Genomic DNA, 16,981 nt, shown 5'->3' with positions numbered 1-16,981 from the left:
AAAAGGAGTTCTAATAATGAAAAAAGTAATGCTCAAGACCACACTTAGCCTCGCCGTCACTTTGGCTTCCAGCCAGATTTTCGCCAGTGGCTTCGCCCTCAACGAACAAAGCGTTAGCGGTATGGGGACCGGTTTCGCAGGTCGTTCGTCTCAAGCTGATGATGCAAGTACCGTATTTGGTAACCCTGCCGGTATGTCCCGCCTACAAGGTCAACAAGTGACCGGTGGCGTTGCAGTCATTGACGCTAAAACCGATATCAAAGATGCAAGGGGCAACGCCAAAGGCACCAACAAAGGTGACATGGTCCCATTCACCGGCGTGCCAATGGGTTTTTATACCAACAGAATCAATGATCAATGGGCTGTAGGCTTCGGTGTTTATGCGCCTTTTGGCCTCGCCACTGAATACGAAAAAAGTTTCCAGGGTCGCGCATTCGGCAGCACCAGCGACGTTGCTGTTGTCACCTTCCAGCCGACCGTCAGCTATGCGTTCAACGACAAGGTATCGATCGGTTTTGGTCCAACCATCAACCGTATTGCTGGCAAGCTGGAGTCCGATCTTGCACTGGTGCCCGGAACACCGGAAGCCCACGTGAAGATCAAAGGTGATGACACCGCTTTGGGCTTCAACGCTGGTATTTTGGTACAAGCCACTGACACTACCCGCGTTGGCCTGACCTACCACTCAAAAGTCAGCTACAAGCTCAAGGGCCACACTGATGTGGAAGCTGGTCCAGGCACTCCGCCCCAATTGCTGAAAAGCAATCGCTATGACGCTTCGCTGTCGATCGACACCCCCGAATCCTGGGACCTGTCCGTCACACAAGATATCTCTGATGCCTGGAAAGTCTACGCGGGTTCTACCTGGACTCGCTGGAGCCGCCTGAAGGACATTACCGTCAAGAACGAAGGCGTTACTGTAGCTAACGCAGGCCCAGGGGGCGCACAGGCCTTCACCACCATCAAAGAAGAACAAAACTGGCATGACACCTGGGCTTACGCCATCGGTACCTCATACCAATTGAACAAACAGTGGATACTGCGCACCGGTCTAACATGGGATCAATCGCCTACCAACAATACTAACCGCTCGCCACGTATTCCTACCGGCGACCGGACCATCTTCAGCATGGGTGCTGGTTATGCTGTGACTGACGATCTGACTATCGACGTGGCGTACTCTTACCTGAAAGAAGAGGCAGTCAAAGTGAACGATGCCAAAGGCATCAACCGTTACAGCGCCAAGTATGAAAACAGCGCGAACGGCTTCGCAGTGGGTGCAACCTACAAGTTCTAATTCGCGACGAACCTCAGGGTTTATCTGCTGAATTAAAAAATCCCCGCCTCGGTGACGAGCGCGGGGATTTTTATTGACCGTCAATCAGGGTTTTGAAGCGATCGCCTTTTCGATCGCCTCAATCAGCTCCGGGCTGTCAGGTTTGGTCAGGCTGGAAAAGTTGGCAATCACATTGCCCTGACGGTCCACCACGTACTTATAAAAATTCCACTTCGGCGCACTGCTTTGCTCAGCCAGCACTTTGAACAGATGAACCGCGTCGGTCCCGCGAACCTTTTGCGGGTTGGTCATGGTGAACGTCACGCCGTAGTTCACGTAACACACCTTCGCGGTCTCTTCGCCATCCTTGGCCTCTTGTTTGAAGTCATCCGATGGCACGCCGATCAGCTCAAGCCCCTGATCCTTGTAACGTTGATTCAACGCTTCGAGCCCTTTAAATTGAGGCGCGAACCCGCAAAAACTCGCGGTATTGACAATCACCAGCGGTTTTCCGGCAAAACGCTGGCACAAGTCGATGGACTCTTTTGAGCGCAACTTGGGCAGCGAACCTTCCAGCAGCGGCGGGCATTGAGCCGCCCAAACAGGTCCAGCACACGCCAACAACAGTACGGGCATCGCCATCCAGCGCTTGAGCATCATCGGTGTCCTTTTAAAAAATGCAGACCCTGAACTTACGCGCCAAGGCCATCAACTAGCAAGTCGCCATACCCAGTTGCAGCAAGGCCAGTCCACTCTGATGCCAACCCCACCACGCCAGCGCAATAAGGGCCAGTCCGGCCCCCACGCCGCCCAACCAGATCAAGGTCGAATTCACAACGCACCCTCCTGCAACTGCAAGCGCGCAACAGGCCGCTCGCGTACCGGCACGTTAAGGGCAGCCGCTAACAGGCTCAAGCCAATCGAAACGTGCCAAATCAGGTCATAGCTACCGGTTTTATCGTAGACCACGCCACCGAGCCATCCACCCAGAAAGGCCCCCAATTGGTGGAACAGAAAGACGATACCGCCCAGCATCGACAGGTTACGCACACCAAACAGCGTCGCCACCGTTCCGTTGGTCAGAGGCACTGTCGAGAGCCACAAGAAACCCATGGCCATGCCGAACACGTAGGCGCTGAACGTCGTGACCGGCGCCCACAAGAACAGCGCGATGACCACCGCCCGCGCCAGATAGAGGCCGGTCAACAGGCGCGGTTTGGACATCCGCCCGCCCAGCCATCCCGCCGTGTAGGTGCCAAAGATATTGAACAACCCGATCAGCGCCAGCACCGACGTACCGACCGTCGCCGGCAGATGCTGATCCACCAGGTAGGCCGGCAAATGAATGCCGATAAAGACCACCTGAAAACCGCAGACAAAAAAACCAAAGGCCAATAGCCAGAATCCGGAGTGGCTGCACGCCTCTTGCAACGCTTGCTTGAGAGTCTGTTCGCCGCCCAGCGTTGGCATGGGCCGATCCTTGAGCATGCTCACCAGCGGGACGATTAGCGCGACCAACAGGCCCAACACCAACAAGGCACTTGACCAACCGAGCCAACCGATCAGCCCCAGCGTGCCCGGCAGCATGGCGAACTGCCCGAAGGAACCTGCTGCGCTGGCGATCCCCATGCCCAGGCTGCGCTTTTCGGGCGGCAAGGCACGCCCTACAACACCGAGAATCACTGAAAACGAAGTGCCCGACAGGCCAACCCCGATCAGCAGCCCTGCGCTCAACGACAGCGACAGCGGCGAATCGGACATCCCCATCATGACCAGGCCCACCGCGTACAACACGCCGCCGACGATCACCACCCGGGCCGCGCCAAAGCGGTCTGCCAGCGCCCCGGTGAAGGGCTGCGCCAGCCCCCACATCAAGTTTTGCAGGGCGATAGCAAAAGCAAACACTTCGCGCCCCCAGCCGAACTGCGCACTCATGGGCGGCAGAAACAACCCGAAACCATGCCTCACCCCCAAGGACAGCGCCAAGATCAGCGCACTGCCCAACAAGACCCAACCGCTGTTACGCCACACCGTTGTCATTGTTATTCTCCGGGAGCGGGTAAAAACCCTTTTGTAGAGACGCGGCCGACGCTCAGTCAGGGCCTGCCAGTTCATTCAACAGTTCTAAAAGTTGGGCACGTCGTGCCTCACCCAACCGGTCCATCAAGCGTTGCTGGGCCTTCTCCCAGGCGGGCAAGGCTGCCGCAAGACGCTCGTTACCCGCCTCGGTCAGGCACACCAGACGGTTACGCTGATCAGCGCCTTCCGACAGTTTCACCAGCCCCATGCCCTCAAGCACCCGCAAATTGCGGCCCAGCGTGCTGCGGTCCAGCCCCATCGCTTCAGCGAGGCTGGAGATGCTCGGCCGATCGAGACGCTTGAGATTGCTGAGCAGCGAATACTGGGCAACGTTGATGCCGAAGCCATCCAGGGCGCCGTCGTAATGCCTGCTGACGCCACGGGCGGCGCGCCGCAGGTTGGTGCATAAACACTGGGTCGGTAACATTTTGTATGTATATACCCGTAATAAAAGAGTGACAAGAATAAAACCGTAGCGGCTGCCAACGCCTGAGCTGATTTGAAGCACACAGTGGCTGACCCCATTGCTCGGGCCCGCTCAACACGAGGGCTAGCCGATCAGGGCCAGCCCCACCAACACCCCCACCTCAAGCAACTCCAGCAGCGCGCCAGCGGTATCGCCGGTGGTGCCGCCCAATCGACGCATCATGATTCGGCGCAACCAGGCAAACCCGATGACGCCCAACACCAGCGACCACACGCCACCCATGCCCGCCACCAGTACACATCCCAGCCCACTGAAACCCAACACCCACCAGCCTGCGGTGCGCGGCACATGATCGGCCAGCGCCTGCCCCAGCCCTCCTGCACGCACATAAGGTGTGGTCAGAAAAACAGCCAGCAACGCACTGCGCCCGATCAGCGGCACGATCAACAACGCCGCGAACTGTTGCTGCTCGATCACCGCCAACAAGGCACAGAACTTGAGCAGCAGCACCAGCACTAACACCACCACGGCAATCGGCCCACTGCGCGGGTCTTTCATGATGGTCAGCGTGCGCTCGCGATCACCAAACCCGCCCAGCCACGCATCAGCGCTGTCCGCCAGGCCGTCCAGGTGCAACCCGCCACTGAACAGCACCCACACCGTTAGCAGCAAAGCGGCATGCAGCATAAGCGGCGCACCCGACAACACCGCATTGGCGCCGTACAAAACTACGCCCAACACCAGGCCCACCAGCGGGTAATACAGCAGCGAACGGCCTGTTTCCCCCGGCGACGGCATGCCGGGTAGCCGCACCGGCAAACTGCTCAGAAATTGCAGGGCAATCCAGAACGGTCCCTTCACGCACTCACCTCCCGCAACTCACCCTCAGCGCTGACCTGCACGTGCAACAAGGCGCCGTGGGGCACCGCGACGCTCAGCAGCTGTTCACGGGGCAAGCCGCGCGCCTGTGCCAATAACCGTTTGATCACACCGCCGTGGCAAACCACCAGCACTTTTTGACCCGCGTAACGCTGTTGCAGGCGCAAAACCGCCGCTAACACGCGTTCGGCAAAGTCCAGTACCGGCTCCCCTTCGGGCGGCGTAAAGGCATAGGGGTCAGACCAGAACAAGCCCAAAGCCTCGGCATCGGTTTGCATCAAGGCCGCCGCGCTTTGCCCTTCCCACACGCCGAAATGCAGCTCTTGCAAATCCGCGTCGAGGGTCAACGGCACCTCCAGCGACGCAGCCAGCGCTTGCGCAAACAGGCGGCAGCGCTGCAAGGGCGAGCTGACAATCCGGTCCCACGGCCCCTGCCCCTGAACCGCCTCATGCATTTGCGCCCAGCCCAGTTCAGTCAGTGCATCGTCCAGACTGCCGCGCAAGCCGCCGCCCAGTTCGGTTTCGCCGTGGCGCAGCAGGTCCAGGCGCACACTCATGCCGGACGATCCGCCACGGCCGCTTCGGCAAACGTTGCCATTTGCCCGTGCAGGTCGCAGGCCAGGCGCAGCAACGGCACGGCCAGCGCCGCCCCGCTGCCTTCGCCCAGTCGCAGGCCGAGGTCAAGCAAGGGCGCGGCCTCGAGGCTTTCGAGCACATGGCGGTGCCCGTGTTCGGCACCCCGATGGCTGAACATCAGCCATGGACGGCATTCGGGGTTCAACCGCACCGCGACCATCGCCGCGACCGTGCAGATAAAGCCATCCACCAACGCCACCATGCCCTCTTGAGCACAGGCCACATACGCACCCGCCAGCGCGGCAATCTCAAAACCACCCAAGCGGAATAACGTTTGCAACGGGTCGTCCAGCAGGCCCGCATGGAAGTCCAGCGCTTGCTCAATCACCCGCGCTTTATGGCTAACGCCCGCTGCGTCCAGGCCAGTGCCGGGCCCGGTCAGCAAGGCCGCAGGGCATTCAAGCAACGCGCTGGCCACGGCACTGGCCGACGCCGTGTTACCGATGCCCATTTCACCACCAATGAACAGCTCGCTGCCCTGTTCGCGAGCGCGCAAGACACTGTCGCGCCCTGCCTGCAACGCCTTCAAACCTTGGGCATCCGTCATGGCCGGGCCTGTGGCGAAGTTCGCCGTGCCGGCGCCCAGTTGCAGGTGACGAACACCCGCCAGATTGAGCATCGGCGTGACCGTGCCCAGGTCCACCACATCCAGTTGCGCGCCCAGTTGCCGGGCAAGCACGCTGATGGCTGCGCCGCCACTGACAAAGTTGTGCAACATTTGACCGGTAACGGCTTGCGGATAAGCCGAAACACCTTCGGCGACCACGCCATGATCCCCGGCGAAGAGGGCAATCCATAAGTGATCGACACGCGGCTTGACCCGCCCTTGTAACCCGGCCAGTTGAATCGCCAGTGTTTCGAGCTGCCCCAGCGAACCTGCGGGCTTGGTCAGTTGCTGCTGACGCTCGGCCGCAGCCTTTTGCGCGTCACGGTCCGGGGATTTACACGGACGCAGCCACCACGGCGTATTCATAAGACAGTTCCTTTCAACGTCAGGGGCAGGCCTGCCACGGTCAACACAACACGCTGACAGCGCTCGGCCAAGGCTTGATGCAGCCAACCAGCTTCATCGACATAGCGGCGAGTCAATTCGCCCAGCGGCACGACACCCATCCCGGTTTCGTTGCTGACAAACAGAATTTCACCCGGCAACCCTGCCAGGCACGCCAACAGGGCGTCGCGTTCAGCCGTCAGGCGTTGCGCGTCGTCCAGCATCAACAGGTTGGTCATCCACAGCGTCAGGCAGTCCACCAGCAGGCAGGTATCGGCGCGGGCGTTTTCGCGCAGCACGCGGGCCAGCGCCAACGGCTCTTCAATCAGCCCCCATTGCGCAGGCCGACGCTCGCGATGATGCCGTACCCGCTCGCTCATCTCGCCGTCCTGCGGCTGGCTGGTTGCAATGTACGTCACTGCGTAACCGGACTCGGCTGCCAGCTTTTCGGCCAGACGGCTTTTACCCGAGCGGGCACCGCCCAAAATCAGTTGCAGCATGTTCATGCACCTCTCAAGACAAAACAGCCCGTGGCATCGATCACACCGCTATTGCAGCCCACACAGTTGCCGCAGACGGGCCGTGTCCAAATGGTTTTCCACCAGATCGGCCAAGCGCTCAATGTCCCGCTCGCGCAGCGCGTGGTAGTCCACTGCCTGAACGCTAGGCAACCCGGCCCAGCGCAACAGGGCGCTGCAGGCTGCCGGCGACTCGAACAGACCATGCAGGTAAGTCCCGATAATCTGCCCGTCGGCGCTGCAAGCACCCTCGCAACGGCCGTCTTCAAGCTGCACGGCAGGCCGCTCAAGGGCGCTGCCGCGGGTTACACCGGCGTGAATTTCATAACCGCTGACCTCGGCGTTTTCCAGCGCCAAGCGCCCGCGCACATTACGCAGTTGTTTTTCAGCCTCAAGCTGCGTGGTGAACGCCAGCAGGCCCAGCCCGTCACTGGAGCCCGGCGCGCCTTCCAGCCCCAGCGGGTCGTGGACCTGCTCGCCCAGCATCTGCAAGCCGCCGCAAATCCCCAACACCCGGCCGCCGTAGCGCAAATGCCGCTCAATGGCCGTGTCCCAGCCATTGGCGCGCAGGTAGGCCAAGTCGCTGCGAACGCTTTTGGAGCCAGGCAGGATAATCAGGTCGGCGGGGGGAATCGGCTGACCCGGCCCTACAAATTGCACATTCACCTGAGGGTGCAGGCGCAGCGGATCGAAATCGGTGTGGTTGCTGATGCGCGGCAGCACCGGCACCACGACGTTAAGCACCCGGTCGGCCTTGTTGATCTGGCGCTGGTCGATGCCGTCCTCAGCTTCCAGGTGCAGGTCCATGACATACGGGAGCACGCCGATCACCGGTTTGCCGGTCCGCTGCTCCAGCCAGTCGAGCCCCGGTTGCAGCAGGGCAATATCGCCACGAAAACGGTTGATGATAAAACCCTGAACCCGCGCCTTTTCGCTCTCGGACAGCAGTTCCAGAGTGCCTACCAAGTGCGCGAAGACGCCACCGCGATTGATGTCGGCAATCAGAATGACCGGGCAGTCCACGGCCTCGGCAAAGCCCATGTTGGCAATGTCGCCGGCGCGCAGGTTGATCTCGGCCGGAGACCCGGCACCTTCGACCATCACCACCGGGTAGGCCGCGCTCAGGCGGTCATGGGAGGCCAGTACGGCCTGCATCGCGATGGCCTTGTAATCGTGATAGGCCACGGCGTTCATGCTGGTCACGGCTCGCCCGTGAATGATCACTTGCGAGCCGGTGTCGCTGTTGGGCTTGAGCAACACCGGGTTCATGTCGGTGTGCGGCGCTAACCCGGCAGCCTGCGCCTGCACAGCCTGCGCGCGACCGATTTCGCCGCCCTCGGCCGTCACCGCGCTGTTGAGCGCCATGTTCTGCGGCTTGAACGGCACCACGCGCACGCCCTGACGGGTCAACCAGCGGCACAACGCTGTCACCAATGTACTTTTGCCCGCATCGGACGTGGTGCCTTGCACCATCAACGTGCTCATGGGGTTTCCTTGGTGTAAGCCTGCAAAGCCTGTTCAAGCTTGAGCCAGTGCGCCTCATCGGCGGGAAGGCCGAAACGCACGCTGCTGTTATGAGTAAACAGGCGCAGGAGAATGCCGCGCCGGGCCATGAAGTCGTACAGGTACTCGGCGTGCGGGGTCATCAGCCACTGAAACAGCGCGCAGCCCCCCTGAGCGGGCAACCCGTACTGGCTGAGCATCGCCACCAGCCGCTGGCTGGCCTGTTCGCTGCGCTGGCGTTGCCGGGCGTGCGCCTCGGTGTCGAGCAGGCACGCCTGTCCCAACACCCGCGTCGGCCCGCTGACCGCCCACGGGCCGACTTGCTCAGCGAGCAACTTGAGCAGCTTGAGTTCCGCCAGTACAAAGCCCAGGCGCACCCCCGCCAGCCCGAAAAACTTGCCGAACGAGCGCAGGACGATCAGGCCGGTGCGCTGGCTTTGCGGCGCCAGGCTCATCGTCGGCGTGTTGTCCATGAACGCTTCGTCGACCACCAGCCAGCCCCCGCGCTGCACCAGACGCGCATGCCAGTCCAGCAAGCGCTCGGGCGACAGGCTCAGGCCCGTCGGGTTGTTGGGATTGACCACCACCAGCACGTCCAGCTTATCGAGGTAGAAATCGACTTCCTGCTCCAGGATTTCGCGCACGATGTGCCCGTTGCGGCGCCAGGCTTCGGCGTGTTCGGCATAGCACGGTGACAATACCCCGACCTTGCCACTGCGGCGCAGACGTGGCAGCAACTGGATGGCGCATTGCGACCCCGGCACAGGTAGCACGTTCGGGGCGCCGTAATAGCTGCACGCGGCCTGTTCAAGGCCGTCATCGGTCTCGGGCAATCGAGCCCAGGCGCGCTCGGGTATGTGCCCGATTGCAAAGGGCCAGGGCGCCAGACCGCTGGACAGGTCCAGCCAGTCAGCTTCGGCAATCCCGTAGCGCAGGGCGGCCTGACGCAAACGTCCACCGTGCTCAAGCATAGAATTCACTCCCGACACACAAAATCAGCAGCCACAGCCACACGCCACGCTGCACCAGTTGCCAGCCGCGACCGATGGAATCGGCGTCGGCAGGCAGGCCTTCCCCCAACTGCGGGCGCTCGTGCAACTCACCGTGGTAAATCGCCGGACCTCCCAACGCTACACCCAGTGCGCCTGCACCGGCAGCCATGACCGGGCCTGCGTTGGGGCTGTCCCAGTGTGGCGCCTGTTGTCGCCAGCAGCGCAGCGCAGCTCGGGTTTTACCCAACACTGCGTAGGTCAGGGCCACCAGACGCGCGGGAATATAGTTAAGTACATCGTCGATACGGGCAGCGGCCCAGCCGAAACGCTCGAACCGCTCATTGCGATAGCCCCACATCGCGTCGAGGGTATTGCTCAGACGATAGAGCACCACGCCGGGAGCTCCGGCCACGGCAAACCAGAAAATCGCCGCGAACACAGCATCGCTACCGTTTTCCAGCACCGACTCAGTGGCGGCTCGCGCCACGTCGGTCGCGTCCAGTTCGCTGGTTTGTCGACTGACCAGATAACCGACACGGGTGCGGGCCTCATCCAGGTCCTGACGGCGCAACGCATCAGCCACCGGTTGCACGTGTTCGCCCAAGCTGCGCATGCCCAGCGCGCAATACAAGGCCAGAATGTCCACCAGCCAACCGAGGTAAGGCAGCCATGACAACGCCGTGGCCAGAATCGTCAACGGAATGACCGCCAGCACCCAGGCCGTGACCCCGTGACTGCGCCAGCCGCGTCCACCGGAATTGAAACGCTGTTCGATACGGTCCGCCATACGGCCAAACGCGACCAGCGGATGCCAGCGCCTGGGCTCGCCCAACAGTGCGTCCAGCGCCACCCCGGCGACGCACAGCAACGCCACACTCATGGGCTCACTCCCCAATAGTTCTCGTACACCAATTCATTGAGCGGACGCGCCTGCGCCCACCCTTCCAGCACCAGCATAGGCGCCGGGTAAAACGCTTCGACCGGCCCCAGGCACAGCACCGCCAGCGGCTTGGCCCCGACGGGCAAGCCCAGCAGGTCCGCCAGCGCTTGCGGCTCGAACAACGACACCCAGCCCATGCCCAGGCCTTCAACCCGGGCGGCCAGCCACAGGTTCTGAATGGCGCAAGACAATGACGCCATGTCCATTTCCGGCAGCGTGCGCCGACCGAAAATATGCTTCTCGCGATCGTCCATCAACGCGGCCACCAGCACTTCGGCGCAGTCCTGGATGCCTTCGACCTTAAGGGTCATGAATTCATCGGAACGCTCGCCCAGCGCCTCGGCGGTGCGCACCCGTTCCTCCTCCACCAACGCTTGAATCTTGCCGCGCAGCTCACGGCAGGTGATGCGGATAAACCGCCACGGTTGCATCAAACCCACGCTAGGGGCCTGATGCGCCGCTTCGAGCAGGCGCGCTAACAGTTCGGGCGCAACGGCGCCGCCGCTGAAATGGCGCATATCGCGGCGCTCGGCGATGGCGCGGTACACCGCTGCGCGCTCTTGGGGACTGAATGCGTTGTCGCTCATGGCACCTTCACAGCACACGGCGCGAACAGCGCAGCCACGGCCTTGGGATTGGACGGAAAGTAAAAGTGCACATAGGACGCTGTCAGGCGGCCTTCGCGATACACCGCTTCGGCACCGCGTCCACCATTGGGGCTCAGGCCCCGGGCAATGGGTTGCAGCTCGGTACGGGTCAGTGAATGGTGATAGGTATGACCGCGCAGTTGGCCTTCAGGCAAGTCCACGGTTTGCAACGCCAAGGCCGCCAGACGCTTTTGCATGGTTGCCTCACCCGCCAGCACCCCCACCAGCTCGGCGCGCTGGCCGTCGACATCGGTCAAGGCATCGAGCAGGTACAACATGCCGCCACATTCCGCCAGCAACGGTTTGCCTGCGGCATGATGAGCACGGATCGCATCAAGCATCGCGTGGTTACGCGACAGCGCAAGGTGATGCAGTTCGGGGTAGCCACCCGGTAAATACAGGCTGTGCGCAACGGGAAGCTGCGTGTCACGGATCGGTGAAAAGAACGCCAGCTCCGCGCCCATGTCCCGCAGCAAGGCCAGGCTCGCGCCGTAGGTAAAGGCGAACGCTTCATCCCGGGCCACGGCAATCCGTACACCCGCCAGCAACGGCTCGACCGCCACCGGCGTCGGCGCGGCGAATTCAACAGCGGGTGGCAGCGCTACCTCGCAGGTGCTGGCCAGCGCGTCGGCTGCGGCATCCAGGCGGGCGTCCAGGTCATTCAACTCGCTGGCTTGCACTAGCCCCAAGTGACGGCTCGGCAACTCGATGCCGGTTTCCCGGGACAACGCGCCATACCAGCGCAAGCCTTCGGTCAGGCTGCCTTCCAGCAATTGCGCGTGACGCACCGTGCCCACCCGGTTGGCCAGCACCCCGGCAAAGGGCAAGTCCGGCTGGTACCGCGCAAGCCCCAGGGCCAGGGCACCAAAGGTCTGGGCCATGGCCGTGCCATCGATGACACCCAGCACCGGCACCCCGAAATGACGGGCCAGATCTGCGCTGGACGGCGTGCCATCAAACAGCCCCATGACCCCTTCAATCAGGATCAGGTCAGCTTCGCCAGCGGCCTCCCACAGCAAGCGCCTGCTTTCCTCTGCGCCCACCATCCACAAATCGACCTGATACACCGGCGCACCGCTGGCGCGCTCCAGAATCATCGGGTCGAGGAAATCCGGACCACATTTAAACACCCGCACCTTGCGCCCCTGATTGCGATGCAAACGGGCCAACGCGGCGGTAACGGTGGTCTTGCCCTGACCGGAAGCCGGCGCGGCGATCAACACCGCCGGGCAATGACGCGACTCTCTCATGCTTGAACACTCACAATTCGATGCCTTTCTGGGCTTTGATACCGGCCTGGAACGCGTGTTTGACCACGTTCATTTCCGTCACGGTGTCGGCCAGGTCAATCAGTTCAGGTTTTGCACCGCGCCCGGTGACCAGCACATGCTGCATCGGCGGGCGGGCTTGCAGGTCTGTCAGCACCTGATCCAGGTCGAGGTAGCCGTGCTTGAGTGCAATGTTCAGCTCATCGAGCACCACCAGCCCGATGGACGGATCGCGCAGCATGTCGCGGGACACTTCCCAGGCAGCCTCGGCCGCCGCGATGTCGCGCTGGCGGTCCTGGGTTTCCCAGGTGAAGCCCTCGCCCATCACGTGATAGCGCACTTGCTCCGGAAAGCGGCGGAAGAAGCGCTCTTCACCGGTGCTGTTGCGGCCCTTGATGAACTGCACCACGCCGCACTGCATGCCGTGGCCCATGGCGCGGGCCAGCATGCCGAAAGCCGAGCTGCTCTTGCCTTTGCCATTGCCGGTCAAGACCAGCAGCAGACCACATTCATTGGGTGCGCTGGCGATGCGCTCGTCCATGACGGCTTTTTTGCGCAGCATGCGCGCCTGATGACGTTCGTCGCGTTCGGGGGATTCATTCATGGCAGCTCTCCGTTGGGGCTGAAAAAAGCAAACGGGAGGCGGGGGGAGATTTCACAACAGCGACACACCGTCGCCCGCCGCGAGGTGCTGGATGGATCAGGCCGGTCTCCGGGCTCATGAGCGGGCCGCCTGCCTGGCAGCAACCCTGACCGCGCGCCTTCCCGTGTGCAGACACAGTGGCACTCAGCGCGGTGTTGACTCATTTACCGTTGCGGGGGCAGCGCCGGAATCGTGAACCTGGCGCACTGCGCCCTGCCCCTCACCGGCTTCCCTGTTTCACCCTGCCAGCCCATGGCTGCAGAGCACCTGAAACAAGCGGCGAAGGTTAGAGGGTTGGGGGTGGAGCGTCAATTAAAGGAAGCGCTGACCTCCACTTCAAAACGGCATTGCCCTGAACCTTTGCACGACTAGGCTTCTCTATCACTTACACCCCACTCATGGAGATTCACATGCTTAAGCGCCAGCACGCTGTTGTCATCGTACTTGCAGCAGGGTTAGCCGCCTGTGGTGAGAGTTCGACCTTGCAAGTGGCGGATGGCACCGGCCCCTCGCCCAAGCTGCCTGAGCCCAACAAGACGCTGATTCCGACGGTCAATATCGCACCCGCCGTGGGATGGTCTCAGGGCGCCAAGCCGATTGCCGCCGAAGGGTTGCAGGTCAGCGCCTTCGCCGAGGACCTCGACCACCCGCGCTGGCTGTATGTACTGCCCAACGGTGATGTGCTGGTGGCAGAAACCAATGCCCCGCCCAAACCGGACGACAGCAAGGGGATTCGCGGCTGGGTGATGGAAAAGGTCATGGGCAAAGCGGGCGCGGGCGTGCCGAGCGCAAATCGGATCACCCTGTTGCGCGATGCCAATCACGACGGCATCGCTGAAACCCGCAGCGTGTTTTTGCAGAACCTGAATTCGCCGTTCGGCATGGCGCTGGTCGGCAACGATCTGTACGTGGCCGACTCGGACAAGCTGCTGCGCTTTCCCTATCAGGCCGGTGCCGACAGCATCAGCGCCCAGCCGACCAAAGTGGTCGACCTGCCGGGCGGCCCACTGAACCATCACTGGACCAAAAACGTGATTGCCAGCCCCGATGGCAAAAAGCTCTACGTGACCGTTGGCTCCAACAGCAACGTGGGCGAGAACGGCATGGATAAAGAAGAAGGCCGCGCGGCGATCTGGGAAGTGGACCCGGCCACCGGCAGCCACCGGATTTTCGCGTCGGGCTTGCGCAACCCCAATGGCATGGACTGGGAACCGGCCACCGGCAAGCTCTGGACCGCCGTCAATGAACGCGACGAGATCGGCAGCGACCTTGTACCGGACTACATCACTTCGGTTAAAGACGGCGGTTTCTATGGCTGGCCCTACAGCTATTACGGCCAACACGTCGACGTCAGGGTCGACCCGCAAAACCCTGAATTGGTGGCCAAGGCCATTGCCCCTGACTTTGCCGTCGGCCCGCACACAGCGTCATTGGGGTTGAGCTTTGCCGATGGCAGCAAGCTGCCAAACTTCACCGAAGGGGCGTTTATCGGCCAGCATGGCTCTTGGAATCGCAAACCCCACAGCGGTTACAAAGTGATTTTCGTGCCGTTCGCCGATGGCAAACCAACCGGCATGCCGATGGATGTCTTGACCGGGTTCCTCAACGCGGATGAAAAAGCGATGGGCCGGCCGGTGGGCGTGGTGATCGACAAACAGGGTGATCTGCTGGTGGCCGATGATGTCGGCAACAAAGTCTGGCGCGTGTCTGCCAAGTAAGGGGCTGTCTGGCTGCCCCGATAAAAAAAAGAGAGGCTGTGCAATCACAGCCTCTCTTTTATTCAACAGTGCCGCTTATGGATTGCGGGCCAGGTGCTGCTCGGTAGGCAGTACACGCTTGGCATTCAGATAGGCTTTTTGCCAGTAGGCTTTGGACAGGCTGTCGAGCTTGACCGTACCGCCCGTGGCCGGCGCATGAACGAAGCGCCCTTCTCCCACGTAAATCCCCGCATGACTGACCTGCGTCCCGCCACTGGTGGCGAAGAACAGCAGGTCGCCGGTTTGCAGCTTGTCTTTACCCACATTCGGCGCACTCATCACGATCATCTCGCGGGTCGAGCGCGGCAACGAAATGCCAGCGGCATCGTTATAGACGTATTTGATCAGACCACTGCAATCAAAGCCCGAGTCCGGAGTATTACCGCCCCACCGATAAGGCGTGCCCACCAGCCCTAGCGCACGGAACAACACATCGGCGGCGACGGGCGAGAAGTCATCAGAGGGGTTGGCAAATACCACCGGCTTTTTGGCCACGGGGGCGGGCGGCGGGTTGCTGGCGCAAGCACTGAGCAAGGCTGCTAGAGTCAAAACTGAGAGGCGGGCCATGATTGACATAAACAGAACGTTCCTGATTCTGGATACGGCAACTCGGCCGCGAAACCTGAAACCGCGACAGGGACTACCTTCGCGGCTCAGGAATTTAACAATGCGACTGAATTCTAGCCCTTAGAGGCCAAACTTCAAGTGAAGCTTTAACTTTACTTGCGGGCTATGACGCTCGTTGGCGCCATGGCCAGTGCGCGCTTGGCTTCAATGAAGGTTTTGCTCCAGTAGGTATCGCCCAACTTGTCGATACGCACCCCGCCACTGCGACGGCTGCTGGAGTGGATGAATTGGTCGTCCCCCAAGTAGATCCCGGCATGGCTGACACGCCCGCGACCGTTGGTGCTGAAGAACAGCAGGTCACCCGGCTTGAGCTTGTTACGCGCCACCAGCGGCGCATCAACGTTGATCATTTCGCGCGTGGAACGCGGCAATTGCATGCCGGCTTCTTCGCGGAACAGATAACCGATGAAACCGCTGCAGTCGAAGCCTGCTTCCGAGGTGCCGCCAAAACGGTAACGGGTACCGATCAAGGACATGCCGCGCTCAAGAATGCTGTCCGCCAATGCTGGCAGCTCATAAGGCTTGCTGTTTTCGGAGAATTGAGCCAGTTCTTTTTCGGTCGCCAGTTCTTCCTGATAAAGAGCGGAATCCTGGGACACAGATGACTTTTGAACCTGCTGGTCGACTACTTGCTGAGACACTGGCGAGTGCGCAGCGCAACCAAATAACAGGGTAACGAGTGCGAGGGGCACGAGGGGTGCGAAGCGATTTAGCATGGGCACGACCGTGGCTTGTAGGAAAAGTAGCCGCGACTATGCCAACTATGATCCTCATTTGCAAATTCAATCGATCTAAATGTGACTCGGCAGTTTTCTCATGACATCTAAGGTTTTACACCCCTGACGATAGAATCTGCGTTCGCCACCCTGCTGGCGCGCGGTTTTTCTGGCGCCTGCCATTTGCCATACCGGCTATAAAACGAGGGATTACCAGCCCAAGGTTTCTTTCAGAAAAGGGATGGTCAGCTTGCGCTGGGCTTGCAAAGACGCCTGATCGAGCTGCTCCAGCAGATCAAACAGCGCGCTCATGCTGCGGGTACCACGGGTGAGGATGAAGTGCCCGACTTCGTCGGTCAGGTGCAGGCCACGGCGCGAGGCGCGCAACTGCAAGGCTCGCAGCTTGTCTTCGTCAGACAGCGGTCGCATCTGGAAGATCAACGCGAGTGTCAGGCGGGATTTGAGGTCAGCCAGCTTGATCGGCAATTCTCGCGGTGATGCCGAGGCCGCGATCAACAGCCGTCGCCCGCTGTCGCGCAAACGGTTGAACAGGTGGAACAGCGCTTCTTCCCAGTCCGCGCGTCCGGCGACGGCCTGAAGGTCATCCAGACACACCAGCTCGTACTGTTCGAGGTTATCGAGGATTTCGATGCCGCGATCCATCAGCTCGCCCAACGGCAGGTACACAGCGGGCTCACCCATCTGTTCAAAACGCAGGCAGGCTGCCTGCAACAGGTGCGTACGCCCGACGCCATGCTTGCCCCAAAGGTAGATCAGACTTTCTGTCCAGCCGGCGTCGGCTTCGCATAGACGCTCGACATAGCCGAGTGCAGCGGCATTGGCGCCTGGATAGTAGTTTATGAAGGTAGCGTCATCACGCAGACGCACACCTAGGGGCAGCTGAATCGGTTTCATGCTGACTGAACAGTTCAAACGAACCGTTAGTGGCCTCTGTGTAAAGTTTGCAAAGTTTATACCCGTTGTAGCCGGGCGCACAATGTAACAGACCACGAGCAAAATCAAAGGTTTGCGTTAAGACCTTGGATTATTTGAGTTTTTGCCAACGCTCAAGCTCCAGCCGC

19 protein-coding genes and 1 riboswitch are annotated in these 16,981 nt (G+C 61.0%); of the genes, 2 read left to right on the top strand and 17 right to left on the bottom strand.

All coding sequences use genetic code 11. The features are described 5' to 3' along the window. Positions 1-16: 16 nt before the first annotated feature. Positions 17-1,297, top strand: a complete 1,281-nt coding sequence (locus V6F78_RS17930; protein WP_047294814.1) for an OmpP1/FadL family transporter — start codon at positions 17-19, stop codon at positions 1,295-1,297. A gap of 84 nt (positions 1,298-1,381) precedes the next feature. Here the strand turns inward: V6F78_RS17930 and V6F78_RS17925 are convergent, their stop codons facing one another. The 14 genes from V6F78_RS17925 to cobO all read right to left on the bottom strand — a co-directional run bounded on the left by V6F78_RS17925 (position 1,382) and on the right by cobO (position 12,760). Further along, the gene (locus tag V6F78_RS17925) at positions 1,382-1,933 is read right to left on the bottom strand and encodes a glutathione peroxidase (protein ID WP_332727980.1); all 552 of its coding nucleotides are present in this window, start codon (positions 1,931-1,933) and stop codon (positions 1,382-1,384) included. Between the two features lie 55 nt (positions 1,934-1,988). Further along, on the bottom strand, positions 1,989-2,111 hold the full coding sequence (locus V6F78_RS17920) for a hypothetical protein (protein ID WP_255164190.1): 123 nt from the start codon (positions 2,109-2,111) through the stop codon (positions 1,989-1,991). After that, positions 2,108-3,316 carry an MFS transporter gene (locus tag V6F78_RS17915; protein WP_095008476.1) on the bottom strand — a complete coding sequence of 403 codons (1,209 nt, stop codon included), beginning with the start codon at positions 3,314-3,316 and terminating at the stop codon, positions 2,108-2,110. Before V6F78_RS17915 ends, V6F78_RS17920 begins: the two co-directional genes overlap by 4 nt. A gap of 52 nt (positions 3,317-3,368) precedes the next feature. After that, the gene (locus V6F78_RS17910; protein ID WP_047277388.1) at positions 3,369-3,782 is read right to left on the bottom strand and encodes a MarR family winged helix-turn-helix transcriptional regulator; all 414 of its coding nucleotides are present in this window, start codon (positions 3,780-3,782) and stop codon (positions 3,369-3,371) included. Between the two features lie 123 nt (positions 3,783-3,905). Beyond that, entirely contained in the window at positions 3,906-4,643 is a 738-nt protein-coding gene (locus V6F78_RS17905) for an adenosylcobinamide-GDP ribazoletransferase (RefSeq protein WP_083285169.1), read from the bottom strand. Continuing rightward, the gene (cobC, locus tag V6F78_RS17900) at positions 4,640-5,218 is read right to left on the bottom strand and encodes an alpha-ribazole phosphatase family protein (protein WP_047277390.1); all 579 of its coding nucleotides are present in this window, start codon (positions 5,216-5,218) and stop codon (positions 4,640-4,642) included. The genes V6F78_RS17905 and cobC overlap by 4 nt, the downstream gene beginning before the upstream one ends. Continuing rightward, positions 5,215-6,270, bottom strand: coding sequence for a nicotinate-nucleotide--dimethylbenzimidazole phosphoribosyltransferase (cobT, locus tag V6F78_RS17895; RefSeq protein ID WP_332727979.1), 1,056 nt, complete (start codon positions 6,268-6,270; stop codon positions 5,215-5,217). Before cobT ends, cobC begins: the two co-directional genes overlap by 4 nt. Further along, positions 6,267-6,788 (bottom strand): bifunctional adenosylcobinamide kinase/adenosylcobinamide-phosphate guanylyltransferase, encoded by a 522-nt coding sequence (gene cobU / locus V6F78_RS17890; RefSeq protein WP_047294892.1) that lies wholly within the window; start codon positions 6,786-6,788, stop codon positions 6,267-6,269. The genes cobT and cobU overlap by 4 nt, the downstream gene beginning before the upstream one ends. A 48-nt stretch (positions 6,789-6,836) precedes the next feature. Beyond that, entirely contained in the window at positions 6,837-8,291 is a 1,455-nt protein-coding gene (locus tag V6F78_RS17885; protein WP_169839779.1) for a cobyric acid synthase, read from the bottom strand. After that, positions 8,288-9,280 carry a threonine-phosphate decarboxylase CobD gene (gene cobD, locus V6F78_RS17880; protein ID WP_047294824.1) on the bottom strand — a complete coding sequence of 331 codons (993 nt, stop codon included), beginning with the start codon at positions 9,278-9,280 and terminating at the stop codon, positions 8,288-8,290. Before cobD ends, V6F78_RS17885 begins: the two co-directional genes overlap by 4 nt. Then, entirely contained in the window at positions 9,273-10,181 is a 909-nt protein-coding gene (gene cbiB, locus V6F78_RS17875) for an adenosylcobinamide-phosphate synthase CbiB (RefSeq protein WP_070413689.1), read from the bottom strand. The genes cobD and cbiB overlap by 8 nt, the downstream gene beginning before the upstream one ends. Then, on the bottom strand, positions 10,178-10,828 hold the full coding sequence (gene bluB, locus V6F78_RS17870) for a 5,6-dimethylbenzimidazole synthase (protein WP_048376526.1): 651 nt from the start codon (positions 10,826-10,828) through the stop codon (positions 10,178-10,180). The genes cbiB and bluB overlap by 4 nt, the downstream gene beginning before the upstream one ends. Beyond that, complete coding sequence (locus tag V6F78_RS17865; RefSeq protein ID WP_047294829.1) at positions 10,825-12,138, bottom strand: cobyrinate a,c-diamide synthase; 1,314 nt, start codon at positions 12,136-12,138, stop codon at positions 10,825-10,827. Before V6F78_RS17865 ends, bluB begins: the two co-directional genes overlap by 4 nt. A gap of 10 nt (positions 12,139-12,148) precedes the next feature. Further along, the gene (gene cobO, locus V6F78_RS17860; RefSeq protein ID WP_047276374.1) at positions 12,149-12,760 is read right to left on the bottom strand and encodes a cob(I)yrinic acid a,c-diamide adenosyltransferase; all 612 of its coding nucleotides are present in this window, start codon (positions 12,758-12,760) and stop codon (positions 12,149-12,151) included. Positions 12,761-12,842: 82 nt separating this feature from the next. Beyond that, a riboswitch (cobalamin riboswitch) is annotated at positions 12,843-13,085 on the bottom strand. A gap of 124 nt (positions 13,086-13,209) precedes the next feature. Here cobO and V6F78_RS17855 point away from each other — a divergent pair. After that, positions 13,210-14,517 (top strand): PQQ-dependent sugar dehydrogenase, encoded by a 1,308-nt coding sequence (locus V6F78_RS17855; protein WP_047277401.1) that lies wholly within the window; start codon positions 13,210-13,212, stop codon positions 14,515-14,517. Positions 14,518-14,592: 75 nt separating this feature from the next. Here the strand turns inward: V6F78_RS17855 and V6F78_RS17850 are convergent, their stop codons facing one another. The 3 genes from V6F78_RS17850 to hda form a co-directional block, all read right to left on the bottom strand. Next, complete coding sequence (locus V6F78_RS17850; RefSeq protein WP_047276378.1) at positions 14,593-15,132, bottom strand: C40 family peptidase; 540 nt, start codon at positions 15,130-15,132, stop codon at positions 14,593-14,595. Between the two features lie 143 nt (positions 15,133-15,275). Further along, a complete protein-coding gene (locus V6F78_RS17845) occupies positions 15,276-15,899 on the bottom strand; it encodes a C40 family peptidase (protein WP_047277405.1) in 624 nt (207 codons plus the stop codon). A gap of 210 nt (positions 15,900-16,109) precedes the next feature. After that, a complete protein-coding gene (gene hda, locus V6F78_RS17840; RefSeq protein ID WP_047276383.1) occupies positions 16,110-16,814 on the bottom strand; it encodes a DnaA regulatory inactivator Hda in 705 nt (234 codons plus the stop codon). Positions 16,815-16,981 lie beyond the last annotated feature (167 nt).

The organism is Pseudomonas sp. ESBL9, from assembly GCF_036668715.1.
GTDB lineage: Bacteria > Pseudomonadota > Gammaproteobacteria > Pseudomonadales > Pseudomonadaceae > Aquipseudomonas > Aquipseudomonas lundensis.
This window is presented reverse-complemented; position numbering and strand designations above follow the sequence as displayed.

Excerpts from the sequence above, each read along its gene's own strand:
- V6F78_RS17930 (WP_047294814.1), top strand. The coding sequence starts at position 17 with ATGAAAAAAGTAATGCTCAAGACCACACTTAGCCTCGCCGTCACTTTG.
- V6F78_RS17925 (WP_332727980.1), bottom strand. The coding sequence starts at position 1,933 with ATGCTCAAGCGCTGGATGGCGATGCCCGTACTGTTGTTGGCGTGTGCT.
- V6F78_RS17915 (WP_095008476.1), bottom strand. The coding sequence starts at position 3,316 with ATGACAACGGTGTGGCGTAACAGCGGTTGGGTCTTGTTGGGCAGTGCG.
- V6F78_RS17910 (WP_047277388.1), bottom strand. The coding sequence starts at position 3,782 with ATGTTACCGACCCAGTGTTTATGCACCAACCTGCGGCGCGCCGCCCGT.
- cobC (WP_047277390.1), bottom strand. The coding sequence starts at position 5,218 with ATGAGTGTGCGCCTGGACCTGCTGCGCCACGGCGAAACCGAACTGGGC.
- cobT (WP_332727979.1), bottom strand. The coding sequence starts at position 6,270 with ATGAATACGCCGTGGTGGCTGCGTCCGTGTAAATCCCCGGACCGTGAC.
- cobU (WP_047294892.1), bottom strand. The coding sequence starts at position 6,788 with ATGCTGCAACTGATTTTGGGCGGTGCCCGCTCGGGTAAAAGCCGTCTG.
- V6F78_RS17885 (WP_169839779.1), bottom strand. The coding sequence starts at position 8,291 with ATGAGCACGTTGATGGTGCAAGGCACCACGTCCGATGCGGGCAAAAGT.
- cobD (WP_047294824.1), bottom strand. The coding sequence starts at position 9,280 with ATGCTTGAGCACGGTGGACGTTTGCGTCAGGCCGCCCTGCGCTACGGG.
- cbiB (WP_070413689.1), bottom strand. The coding sequence starts at position 10,181 with ATGAGTGTGGCGTTGCTGTGCGTCGCCGGGGTGGCGCTGGACGCACTG.
- bluB (WP_048376526.1), bottom strand. The coding sequence starts at position 10,828 with ATGAGCGACAACGCATTCAGTCCCCAAGAGCGCGCAGCGGTGTACCGC.
- V6F78_RS17865 (WP_047294829.1), bottom strand. The coding sequence starts at position 12,138 with ATGAGAGAGTCGCGTCATTGCCCGGCGGTGTTGATCGCCGCGCCGGCT.
- cobO (WP_047276374.1), bottom strand. The coding sequence starts at position 12,760 with ATGAATGAATCCCCCGAACGCGACGAACGTCATCAGGCGCGCATGCTG.
- V6F78_RS17855 (WP_047277401.1), top strand. The coding sequence starts at position 13,210 with ATGCTTAAGCGCCAGCACGCTGTTGTCATCGTACTTGCAGCAGGGTTA.
- V6F78_RS17850 (WP_047276378.1), bottom strand. The coding sequence starts at position 15,132 with ATGTCAATCATGGCCCGCCTCTCAGTTTTGACTCTAGCAGCCTTGCTC.
- V6F78_RS17845 (WP_047277405.1), bottom strand. The coding sequence starts at position 15,899 with ATGCTAAATCGCTTCGCACCCCTCGTGCCCCTCGCACTCGTTACCCTG.
- hda (WP_047276383.1), bottom strand. The coding sequence starts at position 16,814 with ATGAAACCGATTCAGCTGCCCCTAGGTGTGCGTCTGCGTGATGACGCT.